At 67.8% G+C, this 14,476-nt stretch carries 15 protein-coding genes; 6 read left to right on the top strand and 9 right to left on the bottom strand.

What is annotated here, in order from left to right; genetic code table 11:
* Window positions 1-33: 33 nt before the first annotated feature.
* The 3 genes from ABZ720_RS04045 to ABZ720_RS04035 form a co-directional block, all read right to left on the bottom strand.
* On the bottom strand, window positions 34-1,620 hold the full coding sequence (locus ABZ720_RS04045; RefSeq protein ID WP_366554069.1) for an ABC transporter substrate-binding protein: 1,587 nt from the start codon (window positions 1,618-1,620) through the stop codon (window positions 34-36).
* A gap of 121 nt (window positions 1,621-1,741) precedes the next feature.
* On the bottom strand, window positions 1,742-2,386 hold the full coding sequence (gene upp, locus ABZ720_RS04040; protein ID WP_366554067.1) for a uracil phosphoribosyltransferase: 645 nt from the start codon (window positions 2,384-2,386) through the stop codon (window positions 1,742-1,744).
* A 46-nt stretch (window positions 2,387-2,432) separates the two neighbouring features.
* Window positions 2,433-3,563, bottom strand: a complete 1,131-nt coding sequence (locus tag ABZ720_RS04035) for an MFS transporter (protein ID WP_366554065.1) — start codon at window positions 3,561-3,563, stop codon at window positions 2,433-2,435.
* 95 nt (window positions 3,564-3,658) lie between these two features.
* On the opposite strand from ABZ720_RS04035, the gene ABZ720_RS04030 reads away from it, so the two are divergent.
* Window positions 3,659-4,822 (top strand): iron-containing alcohol dehydrogenase, encoded by a 1,164-nt coding sequence (locus ABZ720_RS04030; RefSeq protein ID WP_366554063.1) that lies wholly within the window; start codon window positions 3,659-3,661, stop codon window positions 4,820-4,822.
* A 31-nt stretch (window positions 4,823-4,853) separates the two neighbouring features.
* Here ABZ720_RS04030 and ABZ720_RS04025 read toward each other — a convergent pair whose 3' ends face one another.
* From ABZ720_RS04025 to ABZ720_RS04010, 4 genes are all read right to left on the bottom strand, one after another.
* Window positions 4,854-5,993, bottom strand: coding sequence for an NAD(P)H-dependent glycerol-3-phosphate dehydrogenase (locus tag ABZ720_RS04025; RefSeq protein ID WP_366554061.1), 1,140 nt, complete (start codon window positions 5,991-5,993; stop codon window positions 4,854-4,856).
* A gap of 145 nt (window positions 5,994-6,138) precedes the next feature.
* Window positions 6,139-6,420, bottom strand: coding sequence for a hypothetical protein (locus ABZ720_RS04020; RefSeq protein WP_366554059.1), 282 nt, complete (start codon window positions 6,418-6,420; stop codon window positions 6,139-6,141).
* Between the two features lie 181 nt (window positions 6,421-6,601).
* Window positions 6,602-6,730, bottom strand: a complete 129-nt coding sequence (locus ABZ720_RS04015) for a hypothetical protein (protein WP_366554057.1) — start codon at window positions 6,728-6,730, stop codon at window positions 6,602-6,604.
* A gap of 53 nt (window positions 6,731-6,783) precedes the next feature.
* Window positions 6,784-8,124, bottom strand: coding sequence for an amidase (locus ABZ720_RS04010; RefSeq protein WP_366554055.1), 1,341 nt, complete (start codon window positions 8,122-8,124; stop codon window positions 6,784-6,786).
* A 93-nt stretch (window positions 8,125-8,217) separates the two neighbouring features.
* Between ABZ720_RS04010 and ABZ720_RS04005 the strand changes: the two genes are divergently transcribed.
* On the top strand, window positions 8,218-9,078 hold the full coding sequence (locus ABZ720_RS04005) for an ArgK/MeaB family GTPase (protein WP_366554053.1): 861 nt from the start codon (window positions 8,218-8,220) through the stop codon (window positions 9,076-9,078).
* On the opposite strand, the gene purN is transcribed toward ABZ720_RS04005, so the two are convergent.
* Both purN and purM read right to left on the bottom strand, forming a co-directional pair.
* Window positions 9,062-9,709: a phosphoribosylglycinamide formyltransferase gene (gene purN / locus ABZ720_RS04000; protein ID WP_366554051.1), complete on the bottom strand. Its 648-nt coding sequence runs from the start codon at window positions 9,707-9,709 to the stop codon at window positions 9,062-9,064. The two genes, ABZ720_RS04005 and purN, sit on opposite strands and share 17 nt — an antisense overlap.
* Window positions 9,706-10,755, bottom strand: a complete 1,050-nt coding sequence (gene purM, locus ABZ720_RS03995; RefSeq protein ID WP_366554049.1) for a phosphoribosylformylglycinamidine cyclo-ligase — start codon at window positions 10,753-10,755, stop codon at window positions 9,706-9,708. The genes purN and purM overlap by 4 nt, the downstream gene beginning before the upstream one ends.
* A 107-nt stretch (window positions 10,756-10,862) precedes the next feature.
* Here purM and ABZ720_RS03990 point away from each other — a divergent pair, with 107 nt between their 5' ends.
* Genes ABZ720_RS03990 through ABZ720_RS03975 form a run of 4 tightly spaced genes read left to right on the top strand, consistent with a single transcriptional unit; the run spans window position 10,863 to window position 14,456 of the window.
* Window positions 10,863-12,089 (top strand): DUF2066 domain-containing protein, encoded by a 1,227-nt coding sequence (locus tag ABZ720_RS03990; RefSeq protein WP_366554047.1) that lies wholly within the window; start codon window positions 10,863-10,865, stop codon window positions 12,087-12,089.
* Window positions 12,086-12,655 (top strand): CDP-alcohol phosphatidyltransferase family protein, encoded by a 570-nt coding sequence (locus ABZ720_RS03985; protein WP_366554045.1) that lies wholly within the window; start codon window positions 12,086-12,088, stop codon window positions 12,653-12,655. The genes ABZ720_RS03990 and ABZ720_RS03985 overlap by 4 nt, the downstream gene beginning before the upstream one ends.
* Window positions 12,652-13,749: an AI-2E family transporter gene (locus ABZ720_RS03980; protein ID WP_366554043.1), complete on the top strand. Its 1,098-nt coding sequence runs from the start codon at window positions 12,652-12,654 to the stop codon at window positions 13,747-13,749. Before ABZ720_RS03985 ends, ABZ720_RS03980 begins: the two co-directional genes overlap by 4 nt.
* Window positions 13,746-14,456 (top strand): HdaA/DnaA family protein, encoded by a 711-nt coding sequence (locus ABZ720_RS03975; protein WP_366554041.1) that lies wholly within the window; start codon window positions 13,746-13,748, stop codon window positions 14,454-14,456. Before ABZ720_RS03980 ends, ABZ720_RS03975 begins: the two co-directional genes overlap by 4 nt.
* Window positions 14,457-14,476 lie beyond the last annotated feature (20 nt).

Below are 14,476 nucleotides of genomic sequence, written 5' to 3'. Positions count from 1 at the left end.
GGTCAGCGGCCTCCCGACTGCAGACCGCCGCCATCACTCCTTGGTGACGCGGTGATGACGGTTGCCGTCATTGGTGGGCGCCAGGCGGAAGCCCTCGACCTCGGGCCGCACCGCGGCGATGGCGACCTGCTGGAACAGCATGATGAAGGGCGAGACCTCCTGCCATTCCTCGATCAGCGCCTGATAGCCCTCGCCACGAGCGCCTTCGTCACGCTCCAGCGCCAGGTCCCTGACCCGCGCGGTCAGTTCCTCGTCCTGCCAGGCATTTCGCCAGGTCAGTGGATTGCTGGCGGCCTCCGGGCTGTTGTCCTCGTTGGCGACGAAGACTGCGTTGGTGTTGGGGTCGAAGTAATCGATGCCCCAGGTGCCGAGATAGATGTCGTGCTCGCGGGCGCGATAGGTGGTGAGCGCCGTACGGGAGTCGCTGGGCAGGATCTCGAGCTCGATTCCGGCGCTGGCGAAAGAAGCCTGGACCGCCTGGGCGGTGTCCATGCGTTCCTGGTTGGTGGCCACGTTCACCGACAGCGAGAAGCCATCCTCGTAGCCGGCTTCCGCCAGCAGTTCCTTCGCCCGCTCGGGGTCGTAGGAGAAGGGCTCGCTGTCGGTATGGCCCAGCATGCCCTGGGGCAGGAAGGTCTGGTTCACGATCCAGGCGTCGCGCATGAAGGTCTCGACCATGCCCTCGTAGTCCACCAGGTGCTTCAGCGCCTGGCGCACCCGCACGTCGTCCAGCGGTTCATGGGAAACATTGAGGCCCATGTAGAGCTGCGTGCCCAGCGTCGCCTCGACGAACTGCAGCGTGCCCTCGGCGCGCAGCGGCTCGAGCTGATCGGCCAGCAGGTTCCGGGCCACGTCCACGTCGCCCTGCTCCAGCAGCAGGCGCTGGGTGGCGGGCTCTTCCACGTGGCGCCACATGAGGCGCGCCAGTTCGGCGGCACCGTCCCAGTAGTCCTCGAAGCGGCTCATGACGATGCGGTCGTTGGGAACCATCTGGTCGAGCCTGAAGGGGCCGCTGCCTGCCGTGTTGTTCTTGAGCCAGCCATTGCCCCAATCCCCTTCGACCGCATGCTCCTCGAGCAGGCCGCTGTCGACGATGGAGAAGTTGCCACCACTCAGGACGTTGAGCACGAAGGAGGGGGCGAAGGCTTCGCTGAGCGTCATCTTGAAGGTGCGCTCGTCGACGGCGGTGAGCACGTCTTCGTAGTTGTCGGGCGTGATGCCGAGATCGTGGATCAGGAAGGCCGGACCAGTGTCCAGGGCGGCAAGGCGCGCGAAGGAATAGACCACGTCCTCAGCCGTGAAGGCGTTGCCGGAGTGGAAGACCACGTCGTCGCGCAAAGTGAAGGTGAAGGTCTTGCCGTCCTCGCTGACCTCCCAGGACTCCGCCAGTTGCGGCACGATCTTCGAGGTGTCGTCGAGATCATAGGCCACCAGCTTGTCGTAGGCGTTGGTGGCGACCTCGAAGGTGGAGATCTCGTACATCTCCGCCGGATCCAGCGAGATGATGTCGTCGAAACGCGAAGCCTGCACCAATGCGTCGGACGGGGTGGCCGCCTGCAGAGCCGGAGAGAGCAGCAGAGCGGTGGCCAGCGCTGTGGACGCGAAAACGGTCTTGACCATGAGGATGTGCCTCCTTGCACGGCGCAGTGAACGCCTTGGTTGTCTTGCCGCCGAGTATGAATTGAGGCGGCAAGCTGCGTCCAGATCGGATTTCACGGCCCCCACCGGCCGACCGGAAGGCTCAGAGCGTGCCGAAAATCCGATCGCCGGCGTCGCCCAGACCGGGCACGATGTAGGCCTTGTCGTCGAGCTTCTCATCGAGGGCTGCGGTGTAGACCGGCACGGTGGGATGCGCGGCGGCAAAGGTCTTCATGCCCTCCGGCGCCGAGACGAGGGTGACGAGGCGGATCTCCTCGCGTGCCACGCCCCGCTTGAGCAGCACATCCACCGCATGCGCCGCGGAGCCACCCGTCGCCAGCATCGGGTCCACCAAGATCACGCGGCCCACTTCGCTGGGCAGCTTGATGAAGTATTCGTGCGGCTGCTTGGTTTCCGGGTCGCGCCAGAGACCGATGTGCCCCTCGCGGGCGGAGGGGATCAGTTCGCGCAGGCCATCGGCCATGCCCAGCCCGGCGCGCAGAATCGAGACGATGGTGATCGGCTCGGCCAGCACCGGCGCATTCATCGGTGCCACAGGCGTTTCAATCGGCTGGCTGCTCAGCGGCAGGTCGCGCGTAACCTCATAGCCGATCAGCATCGCGATCTCCTTGAGGAGCTGGCGGAAGTGGATCGGCTGGGTGTTCTTGTCGCGCATCAGGGTCAGCTTGTGCTGCACCAGCGGATGCGAAACGACGGTGAGAGTGGGGAAGTCGTGTGTGGGGCTCATAGGCGATTTATGACCTGCTGCCGGGATCGTGGCAACCTTTCCGCGTTCAGCGTGGCGCCTCACGAAAGGCGATCCAGGAGACCGCCCCGCCGGCGAGACTGAGCAGGGTCATGGCGAGAAAGCTTAGACCGCCGAAACCCTCATAGAGCCAGCCGGCCGCATAGAGCATGCCGCCCATGGCCAGGCCTCCGGTCAGCGCCGCATTGAGGGTCTGGGCCGTTGCCGCAAGACTTGGCGGCGTGTGCCGGCCGATCAGGTGCATGACGCCCAGATGCGCCGCGCCGAAGGTCAGACCATGCAAAGCCTGGGCCGGCAGGAGCAGCAGGGGGTCGGTGGTGACAGCCAGCAGCGGCCAGCGCAGCAGCCCGCCCGCAGCCGCCAAGAGCAGAAGCCCGCGCGCCCCCAGGCGCCCCAGGCACCAGGGCGCGGCGGCAAAGAGCGCAATCTCGGCCAGCACCCCCAGAGTCCAGAGCCAGCCGATGAAGGTCTCGCCCAGGCCGGCGGCGCGCCAATGCAGGCTGGCGAAACCGTAAAGCAGCGCGTGGCTGGACTGCAGCAACGCGCTGGCCAGGATGATGGCCAGGAAGCGCCGGTCGCGCAGCAGGCGGCCGAAGCCGCCGGGGGCGGAGGCCTCGCGCTGCGGCGGGCTCGGCAGGCTGCTGCCGGCAATCGCCACCAGCAGCATGACGGCGATCAAAAGCCAGGGCAGCATGGCCAGGCCGACGATCCCCAGCAACCAGCCGCCTCCGGTCGAGCCCAGGATGAAGGCGAGCGAACCCCAGAGCCGCACCCGGCCGTAATCGAAGCCGTAGCGACGGCCGGCGGCCAGGGTCCGGCTGTCGGCCAGCGGAATGAGCGGCGTGAAGGCGGTGAAGGTCAGCGCCTGCAGCACCAGCAGGATCAGGAAACCCTCGGCGAAGAGAAAGCCGCCATAGCCAGCGGCCGCCGCAACGGCCAGCAGCGGCAGCAGCAGCGCCCCGTAGCGCCAGCGATCCGCCGCCTGCCCCACCGCCGGCGTTGCTGCGATGCGAATCCAGGCGGCCAGTGCGAGCAGCAGCCCGATACGCTCGGCCGAAAGGCCCTTCTCCGCCAGCCAGAGCGGCCAGAAGGGCAGATACAGGCCAAGCGCCAGGAAGACCGCGGCCTGCAGGGCGGCGAAGGGAAAAGCGGAACGCACGGTGATTGGCCCAGCCCTATTTTCTCGTGCCTCGGAAAGGCTGGCAGGATAAGACGGGGGGAAGCAAAGAAAAGGCAAGCTCAAGGGAGAAGCCGATGGTTTCCACCATTCTGACCCCGCGCCAGATCGTGATCGGCGGCGGCGCCATCAAACAGACCACCGCAGTGCTGCAAGCGCTGGGCCTGTCGAAGCCGCTGGTGGTCAGCGACCCCCTGATGGTCAAGCTGGGCAAGGTGGAAGAGCTGACCTCCATCCTCGATGCAGCCGGCCTCAGCCACGGGCTTTTCTCGGATACCGTACCCGACCCCACCGATACGGTGATCGAGACCGGCGTCGAAGCGATCAAGGCCGGTGACTACGACTGCATGGTGGCGCTGGGCGGCGGCAGCCCCATGGACACGGCCAAGGCCATGTCGGTGCTGCACCGCGGCGGCGGCAAGATGCGCGACTACAAGGTGCCGCACCAGGTCAACGAGGTCGGCCTGCCGGTGGTCTGCATTCCCACCACGGCCGGCACCGGTTCCGAGGTGACCCGCTTCACGGTCATCACGGACACGGAAACCGATGAGAAAATGCTGATCACCGGGCTGGGCTGTCTGCCGGCCGCAGCCATCGTCGACCACGAACTGACCTTCACCGTGCCCTTCCGCACCACGGCCGACACCGGCATCGACAGCCTGACCCACGCCATGGAGGCCTATGTCAGCCGCAAGGCCAACCTCTACAGCGACAGCTTTGCCCGCTCGGCCATGGAGCGCATCTACGCCAACATTCGCACGGCCTGCCGCGAACCGGACAACGCCGAGGCGCGTGAGCAGATGATGCTGGGCGCGCTGGAGGGCGGCATGGCCTTCTCCAATGCCTCGGTGGCGTTGGTCCACGGCATGAGCCGACCCATCGGCGCTTTCTTCCACGTGCCGCACGGGCTTTCCAACGCCATGCTGCTGCCGGCGGTCACGGCCTTCTCGGCGCCGGCGGCGCTGAAGCGCTATGCCGACTGCGCCCGCTTCATGGGGCTGGTCGATGAAAGCGTGGGCGACCAACTGGCGGTGAACCACCTGCTGGACGCCCTGCGCAGCCTCAACGAGGAACTGGAGGTTCCCACCCCGGCGGATTACGGCATCGACGCCGAACGCTACGCCGAGGTGATCCCGACCATGGCCAAGCAGGCACTGGCCAGCGGGTCGCCGGGCAACAACCCGAAGGTCCCCGACGAGGAAGAGATCGCCGCCATCTACCGCGAGGTTTACGCCGGCTGAGCGGCGGCTCGCCAGCAACCAGGATCCGGTATCACGAGGCTTCGGAATCCGATGTTCCGGATCGAGAACCGCCGGCGGGATGGCGCAGTGCCACATGCGGCTCCAGCGCCCGGGACTCGCCCCGCAGTGGGCGGATCAGCAGGGCCTGGATGGCGCTCTCCACCGAGCGGCCCTCATGCAGAATGGCGTCGACAGCCTCGCAGATAGGCATTTCGACGCCGAGCCGGCGCGCCAGCGCAGTGACCGAGCGCGCGTTCTCGGCGCCTTCGACCACCGCCGTCTTGCCCGCCAGGGCCTCCTCCACGCTGCGGCCTTCGCCCAACGCCTTGCCGAAGGAGAAATTGCGCGACTGCTCGCTGGAGCAGGTCAACGTCAGGTCGCCCATGCCGGCAAGGCCGCTCACTGTCTCTCGCCGTCCGCCCAGCGCCTCGGCCAGGCGCTTGATCTCGGCCAGGCCACGGGTGATCAGTGCCGCGCGCGGGTTGGAGCCCAGGCCCTGCCCGGCAGCGATCCCACAGGCGATGGCGATCACGTTCTTAACTGCGCCACCCACCTCCACGCCGACGGGATCATCGGAGAGATAAGGGCGGAAGTTCGGCGTTCCGAGCGTCAGCGCTACCTGCGCGGCCAGGCCCAAGGGCATCGTCGCCGGATCGGCCATGGAGGCCTCACGCGCAGCAATGGTCACAGCCGTGGGCTGCCCCTCGGCCACCTCGGCAGCGAAGCTGGGCCCGGACAGCACCGCCCAGGGACGCCCTGGCATCTCCTCGGTGACGATCTGGCTCATCAGCGCTCCGGACTCCGCCTCGATGCCCTTGCTGCAGATCACCACGGGAATGCGCGGTGCCAGCAGGGCCTCCACCTCGCGGGCCAGCGGACGCAGGAACTGCGAGGGCACCACCATGAGCACCAGGTCGGCAGCAGTCAGGGCCTCGCCCAGGTCGCTGCTGACCGTCAATGCCTCGGGAAGCCGATGTTCCGGAAGGAAGGGATTGCAGCCGGTCGCGCGAATCGCCTCCACGGCCTCGGCCTCGCGCACCCACAAACTGGTGGCGCTGCCAGCCCGCTCCGCAGTGAGAGCCAGGGCCGTGCCCCAGGCGCCCCCACCTACGACGGCCACCCGCCGAAACCTCGACTGCTCAGAGTGCCCGTCTTGTTCTGCTTGGCTCACCAGAACCTCCCGCCCTGCCTTCAGTAGCTCACTGTACTCGCTGCGGGATGCCCGCCTAATAGTTCTTCAAGACAGGGACGGCGGCTTGCCCTTATTCCATTCTCGGCAGGGCCAGTCTCGGCAGGACTAGGGCAACACGCGGTTCTCAGCGGCGCGGGCGCGGTGGCGCGCCGCCTTCGCGCCGTTCCCGACGCGGCCGCCCCTCACCGTCCCGCTGACGCTGTTCGCGCCGCGGCGGCTCCGGAGGACGGGAAAGTTCTTCCTTGAGGTCGGCGATACGCTTGTCCATCGCCTGGCGCAGGGCCGGCGCGGCATGCTGCTTCAGGGCAGCACGCTGCTGCTCCAACTCTGCAAGCTGGCGCTGCTTCTCCTCCCGGGTCCGCTTGATCGGACGGTTGTCAGAAAGCTGGCCTTCATAGCTGCGCATGGCGAATGGTTCCCTGTCATAAACCGGCTCCAGAAGCGAAGAGCCGAACGAAGCGCCGGACCCTAGTCAGAGCACCGAGTCCCGTCAATTGAATGAAAGGGATGGTGCGCCGGGAAGTTCCACGGGTTGCTCAGATGAGCGAGGAGATGGTGCGAGTGCATCCTGGCCAGCTTTGGTGAGCTCATCTGTCGGAACGCAGCAAGCCTCTTTGCCGCGCCTCCTGGCGCGCGACTTCGAAGACCTCCGGCAGGCTTCGGTCGCTGATACCGCTCGCCTCGGCGCGCTCGAGCAAGAGGCTAAGTTCCCTCACGGCTCTCTCCCTGTACGCTTTATCTCGTCTCTCGAGGTCTCGACCGTAATCGCTCATGTGAACAGCGCCTCCACCGCGGCCGCCTGGCGCAGCAGATCGGCATCATTGCCGTTGCGCCCCATCAGCATCAGGCCGACCGGCAGGCTGCCCGGAGCGTGACAGGGCAGGCTGATGCCGCAGAGGTCGAGCATGTTGCCCACTGTCGGGTTGCGCAGGATCAGCATGTTGAGACGCGTGTAGGCCTCGTCGCTCTCCAGGCTGTCGATGCGTGGCGCCACCACCGGAACGGTGGGCGTCAGCAAGGCGTCCCAGTCGCGCAGGTGCCTGTCGGCCGCCTCGATCAAGGCCCCGCGCCCCTCAAGTAGATCGAGATAATCCGCTGCGCTCATGGCCGCCCCCCGCTCGATCCGGCTGCGCACGCGCGGATCGTAACGATCCCCGGCGCGCGCCAAGAGTTCGCGGTGCCAGTGCCAGGATTCCGCGGCCGGAAAACCGCCCTTGGCGCCCAGTGCCGGCAGCTCGTCCAGTTCCGGGAAGTCGATCTCCTCGATGGTCACGCCAGCGGCCGAGAGCCGTGTGAGCGCAGCCGAGAAGGCCGCGGCCACCGTTTCGTCCATCTCCTCCAGCATGTAGTGGCGCGGCACGGCAAACCGCAGGCTGCGCAGCGGGCGCGCCGTCAGCTCCGACGGGCGCTCCCCGGCCATGATCGCATCCAGCAACGCGCAGCAGGCGACGCTTTGCGCCAAGGGCCCGATGGAGTCGAGGCTGGTCGCAAGCGGCACCGCCCCGTCCAGCGGTATCCGGCGCGCCGTGGGCTTGAAGCCGACAAGGCCGCAGAGCGCCGAGGGGATGCGCACCGAGCCGCCTGTGTCGCTGCCGATGGCCGCAACCGCCATGCCGTCGGCCACCGAAACCGCCGCCCCCGAGGAGGAGCCGCCGGGAATGCGGCTGCGGTCGGCGGGATTGCCGGGCGTGCCGTAATGCGGGTTGAGCCCGAGGCCGGAGTAGGCGAACTCGGTCATGTTCGTGCGGCCCAAGAGCACCGCGCCGGCGCTGCGCAGACGGGCGATGGCTGGCGCGTCCTGTTGCGCCGGCGGCGCATCGTAGAGCGCCCGCGAGCCCGCGCGGGTCACCTCGCCCGCCACGTCGAAGAGGTCCTTGATCGAGATGGGAATTCCGGCCAACGGTCCGGCGGCGGCGCCAGCGGCGCGCAAGGTGTCGGCCGCCTCGGCCTGGGCCAGGACCTTGTCGCGATCGAGGCCGACGAAAGCCCGTGCGCCCTCGCCCTGCGGATCGGCAATGCGCTCCAGCGCCGCTTCGGCGAGCGCTCGCGCGCTGGTCTCTCCCGGCTTCAAGCGCTCCGACACCGCTGCGATTCTTCCCAGGCCCTGCATGACGCGCTCCCCTTTTTCGCTCGATCCTGCAGGCAAGAGGTTTGCCTCTTTTCCAAGGCTCTGTCACCTTCCGCGCCCATGGACACAGCGGAATTGGACAGGCTGCGAAGCGGAGGTAAGGCGGGGCTCGCCCGGGCTCTGGCGCGCATTGAGCGCCGCCCGCAGGCCCCGGAGGTGCTGGCCCTGCTCGATGCCGCCTGGCGCAGGCCGCAAGGCCATATCCTGGGGATCACCGGTCCGCCGGGTGTGGGCAAATCCACGCTGACCGGCGCGCTGCTGGGCGACCGTGTACGGCTCCTCGCCGATCCAGAAGATCCTAACCTCTTCGTTCGCTCCATGGCGGCGCGGGACCGCCTGGGCGGCCTTGCCAGCCTCACCTGGAGCGCCGCGATCCTGATGCGTGCACTGTTCGACGAGGTCATCGTCGAGACTGTCGGGGTCGGGCAGTCGGAGACCGATGTGGCCGGTCTGGCCGACAGCGTGCTCTTCTGCGTGCAGCCCGGCAGCGGTGACTCGCTGCAGTTCATGAAGGCGGGGATCATGGAGATCCCCCATGTGGCCGCCGTGACCAAGGCCGACAGCGGCCCCGCGGCGCGCCGCGCACTGGAGGACCTGCGCGGCGCTTTGTCTCTGGTCGAGAGCGAAGCCGGCTGGTCGGTGCATTGCCTGGCCTGCTCGGCGGAAACGGGTGAAGGCCTGGAGGAACTGGAAGGCGCCCTGCGGAGCCACCGGGACTGGCTGGAGGGCGAGCAACGCCTCGCCCGCAAGCGGGAGGCGCAGGCGGAGACCTGGCTGCGCAGCGGGCTTTTGGAAGACTTCGGCCGGCGTGGCTATGCCCGCGTTGCCGACTTTCTGGGGCAAACCCAGGGGTCGCCCTTCCGACGCCGCGCCGCCTGCGAAGCCGCCTTGACGCAGGAAGCGGCGGCGCCGCTCGAGGCTACAGCGGCGGGTTGATCAGCAGGGCATCGTCCCTGCCACCGTCCACGCGCACCCGCTCCCCCTCAAGCGTCAGCCGGCCCTCGGCCAGCAGGCGCAGACAGTGCGGATAGAGCCGATGTTCCGCCGCCAGCACCCGCGCGGCCAGACGATCCGGATCGTCGTCGGCCAGCACCGGCACCGCCGCCTGGCCGATGATCGGCCCGCTGTCCACCTCGGTGCGCACGTAGTGCACGCTGCAGCCATGCAGCTTCACGCCGGCGGCAAGCGCCCGGGCGTGGGTATCGAGCCCCGGAAAGGCCGGCAGCAGCGAGGGATGGATGTTGATCAAGCGATCGCGCCAGTGCTCGACGAACCAGGGCGTGACGATGCGCATGAAACCGGCCTGGCAGACCAGATCCACGCCCGCAGCTTCCAGCGTTTCAGTCAGCGCTCGTTCGAAGGCTTCGCGCGAGGGGTAGGCCCGGTGCGAAATGGTTTCTCCCGGCACGCCGGCTGCCGCGGCACGCTCCAGCGCCTGGACGCCGGCGATGTTGGAGAGCACCAGGACGATCTCGGCCGGAAAGGCAGGGTCGGCGGCCGCATCAAGCAGGGCCTGCAGGTTGCTGCCGCGGCCGGATACCAGGACACCGACGCGCAGCCGCGTCACCGCGCCAGGCCTTCCAGCCGCACGCTTGCCGGTCCCGCGCGCTCTTCCAGGCGGCCGAGCAGATAGACCTCCTCGCCTGCCCCACGCAGCGCTTCGCTGACCGCGACTTCGGCCTCGGGCGCGACCACCAAGACCATGCCGATCCCGGCGTTGAAGGTGCGATAGAGATCGTCCGCCGGCACCTCACCCGCCTCGGCGAGCCAATCGAAGACCGCGGCACGCGGCCAGGTCGTCACGTCGATGCGGGCCGACAGGCCCTCGGGCAGCACCCGTGGCAGATTCTCCGGCAGGCCACCGCCTGTGATGTGCGCCAGGCTGCGCACGCCGCCTGCACGAATCGCGGCGAGGCAGGACTTCACATAGATGCGGGTCGGCTCCAACAGTGCCTCGGCCAGGCTCTGGCTCGGATCGAAGGGTGCCGGCGCCGCATAGTCCAAGCCCAGATCGGCCACGACCTTGCGCACCAGGGAGAAGCCATTGGAGTGCAGGCCGCTGGATGCAAGGCCCAGCAGGATGTCACCAGGGCGCGCCCCGCTGCCGTCGATCAGGTCTCCCCGCTCGACTGCACCCACCGAGAAGCCCGCGAGATCGTAATCGCCCTCGGCATAAAGCCCCGGCATCTCCGCTGTCTCTCCACCCACCAGTGCGCATCCGGCCTGGCGACAGCCCTCGGCGATGCCGGCTACGATGTCGCGGCCCTTCGCGGGGTCCAGCTTCCCGACGGCATAGTAATCCAGGAAGAAGAGCGGCTCGGCACCTTGAACCACCAGATCGTTGACGCACATGGCCACCAGGTCGATGCCCACCGTGTCATAGCGCCCGGCCGCGATGGCGACCTTGAGTTTGGTGCCCACGCCGTCGGTGCAGGAGACCAGCAGCGGATCCTGAAAGCCGGCCGCCTTGAGGTCGAAAACCGCACCGAATCCACCCAGTCCCCCGCTGACGCCTGTCCGGGCGGTGGACTTGGCAAGTGGCTTGATCGCCTCGACGAGACTGTTGCCCGCATCGATATCGACGCCGGCGGCCCGATAGGTGCGCTCTGTCATGCTGCCTCGCGTTTGTCTCGCCCTTCGACTTGCGATAATCAGATAGGCGACCCTGCCCGCGTGCTTGTCGGGCAGGGCGGAGAATAAGCATTCCGAAAGGGCATGCAATGTCGTTCCCGCGCTTCGCCGGCCGTCTGGTACTCCTGTTTTCCGCCCTGTTTCTGGCCCTCCCCGCGGCGGCCCAGGACCTCTACACCGTCCGCGGCGTCGCCGTCGAGGCCACGGCCTCCGACGCCACTCAGGCCCGCGAAGCGGCCCTGGCCATGGGGCAGAGTCGTGCCCTGCGGCGTCTCTGGGAGCGCCTGATCCCCTCTGACCGGATGGGCCAGGCTCCCTCGCTCAGCAGCGAGCGCATCCTCAACCTGATCGAGGATTTCGGCGTATCCAACGAGCGCAGCGGCGATGACCGCTATTCGGCCGAAATGAGCGTACGCTTCAAGCCCGGTGAAGTGCGCCGCATCCTGCGCGAGGCCAACGTGCCCTACGCCGAGCAGCGCGGTCCGCACCTTCTTGTCGTGCCGCTGTTCGCCGACTCCAACGGCACTCGCCTCTGGGAGGAACCGAACCCCTGGCGCGATGCCTGGGCACGCCGGACCGAGGCCGGCCTGGTGCCGATCGAGGTGCCGCTGGGCGATCTGAACGACATCGCCGCCATCGACGCCGCCCGGGCCGAAGCGCTGGACCGTGACGCCCTGGATGCCATTGCGGCCACCTATGACGCGGAGGAGGTCCTGGTCAGCATCGCGCGGCTGAGCGGCAATCCGGAAAGCGGCAATGCGGGACTGTCGATCGAACTGCGGCGCATCGGGCCACAGCGCGACGGCGGCCTTGAAATGGCATCACTGCGCCAGCAGGACGGCGAGCCGACGCGTCGTTTCTATGATCGCGCGGTGGATGAGGTCGACGGCCGGGTGCAAGGCGAGTGGAAGCGCGCCAACGTACTGAGCTTCGACCGCCAGGATGATCTGCTCGTCCGCGTTCCGATCAACAGCTTGCGGGACTGGGTGGAGGTGCGCCGTCGCCTGCAGGACAGCAGCCGTGTCACCGGCCACGAAATCCGCCACCTCAGCCGCAGCGAGGGCATCGTCTCCCTGGCGTTCGTGGGTGACGAGGAGGAGTTGTCTCGCGCCCTGGCAGCCCGGAGCCTGCGTCTCGAGCGCCTGCCCGAGGCACGTCCCGGCTGGCCGAGCTGGGAGCTTCATCTGCAGGCCGCCTATTCCGACTTCGGAGATAATGGAGCTGAAGCGCCATTGGTCGGCGTCAACGCCCCCGACGACCTCCGGCCGGACGACGACGAAGGCGACCAGCGCCGGGCTGACGACGTCCTGCAGTGAAGCCGGCGGGTCTGCTGCCCTGGGTGCCGAACCTGATCACTCTGGCCCGCTTTCTGGCGGTGCCGGGGCTGGTCTACTTCGTGCTCCTGGGCCAGACGGCCGCCGCCTTCTGGATCTTCGTGGCGGCCGGTGTGTCGGATGCGCTCGACGGCTTGATCGCCAAGCGCTGGAACTGCGTCACCCGGCTGGGCACCTTCCTTGATCCCCTGGCGGACAAGGTCCTCCTCGTTGCGGCCTTCGTCACTCTCGGCATGCAGGATTATATCCCCCTCTGGCTGGTGATCCTTGTGGTCTCGCGAGATTTCATGATCGTCGGCGGGGCGGTGCTCTATCACCAGCTGACGGACGAGTTGAAGCCGCGCCCCTTGCTGATCAGCAAGGTCAATACGGCGATGCAAATTCTCCTGGTTGCCGTTATCCTCGCCCAGCCCGGACTTGGCATCGCCTTGCCCACGATGATCGACAGCCTGCTGATCTGGGCCACCGGCCTGACCACGCTGCTCAGCGGGGCGGCCTATGTCATCACCTGGGGCGGCGCCGCAATGCGCTCGGAGGATCCGGAGTGAACGCGCGTTGGACGACCGCATTCTGGTTGATCTTTCTCGCCGGCACTGTGCTGCTGATGCGGGAGTTGAGCGGCATCCTGCTGCCTTTCGTGGCCGGCATGGCCGTGGCCTACTTCCTGGACCCCCTGTGCGACCGATTGGAACGTCTGGGGCTCTCGCGCACCCTGTCCACCTGGGTGGTCACCATTTTCTGCGGCCTGGCCTTCGTTTTGGTGCTGGCCCTGATCCTGCCGGCAGCGGTCTCCCAGGTCGTTGATCTCGCCGAGCGCCTGCCGAGCCTGGTGGAGCAGGCGCGCGGGGCAGCCGAGCGCCTGCTGCAGCGTCTCGATTCCCGGATGGCCGGTGACCTCGTGACCCAGGCTCAGGAAGCCCTGTCCGGCTCTGTGGGCAATGCCGCCTCTTTGATGGCGGAAGCCGCCTCACGGCTGCTGTCCGGCGGCGCTGCCGTCATCAACCTGCTGGGGCTGATGTTCCTGACCCCGGTGGTCTCCTATTTTCTGCTGCGCGACTGGGACCGTATGGTGGCCGAGGTGGATTCCTGGCTGCCGCGGCCGCAGGCTCCGACCATCCGCCGCCTCGCGCGTGAGGTCGATGACATCCTTGCAGGCTATGTCCGGGGCGTGCTTACGGTCTGCCTCGTGCTGTCGGCCTTCTACTCTGTGAGCTTGACGCTTGTCGGGCTTCCCTCAGGACTGGTGGTGGGCCTGACCGCCGGGATGCTGTCTTTCGTGCCCTTCCTGGGGGCTGTGGTGGGTTTCCTGCTATCGGTGGGCTTGGCGCTGCTCCAGTTCGACGACTGGCTGCGCATCGGCGCGGTCATGGCGATCTTCTTCGCCGGGCAGGCCTTGGAGGGCAATGTGCTGACGCCCAAGCTGGTGGGCGATCGCATCGGGCTGCATCCGGTCATCGTCATTCTGGTAGTTCTGGCGGGCGGGGCGCTTTTTGGTTTCCTCGGCGTGCTGCTGGCGCTTCCCGTTGCGGCCGTGATGGGAGTCGGCACACGCTTTGCGTTGGAGAACTATCTCGCGTCGCGCCTCTATCAAGGCAACGACCACGATGACGGCCCCGGCGCCCAGAGCGGTCCACCCCCATGACTGCGACCCGGCAGATACCTCTGGCACTGGAACCGCGCCCGGCGCTGGGGCGCGAGGACTTCCTGGTGGCGCCCTGCAACGCCGTGGCCGCCGGCTGGATCGACGCCTGGCCCGACTGGCCGGTGCCTCTGGTCACCCTGGTTGGCCCGGCCGGGTGCGGCAAGACGCACCTAGCACAGGTCTGGCGCGCCCGCAGCGGCGCTGTCGATCTCGATCCGGCCGAAGGAGATGCGGCGGCCTTGACCGGGGCACTGGGAGACGCTCGGGCAGCGGTGGTGGACGATGCGGAGCGCCTTGCGGGCCAGCCGGAAGCAGAACGGGGACTGTTTCATCTCTACAACCTGATGCGCGAGCGCAGCGGCCATCTGCTGCTGACAGCCCGCCATTCGCCCGCGCGCTGGACCGTTACGCTGCCTGACCTGCGCTCGCGCCTGGAAAGCGGCGCCGTGGCCGCGCTGGGAGAGCCCGACGACGCCCTGATGGGCGCCCTGCTCGTCAAACTCTTCGCCGACCGGCAACTGCGCCCGGGTGCCGGCGTGATCGACTACCTGCTCTTGCGCATGGAGCGCTCCCACGCCGCCGCTTGCCGGCTGGTGGAACGGCTCGACCAGCGTGCGCTGGCGGAGCGGCGCGAACTGCGCCTGCCGCTTGTGCGCGCCGTCGTCGAGGAAGTGGAGCAGGAGCCACAGGGCACCGCCGAAGGCTGACGATCACCCTCGCGTTCAAC

The organism is Aquibaculum sediminis (assembly GCF_040712085.1).
Taxonomy (GTDB): domain Bacteria; phylum Pseudomonadota; class Alphaproteobacteria; order Kiloniellales; family DSM-21159; genus Aquibaculum; species Aquibaculum sediminis.
The sequence above is the reverse complement of the archived record's forward strand: the minus strand, read 5'-3'. Positions and strand labels throughout refer to the sequence as shown.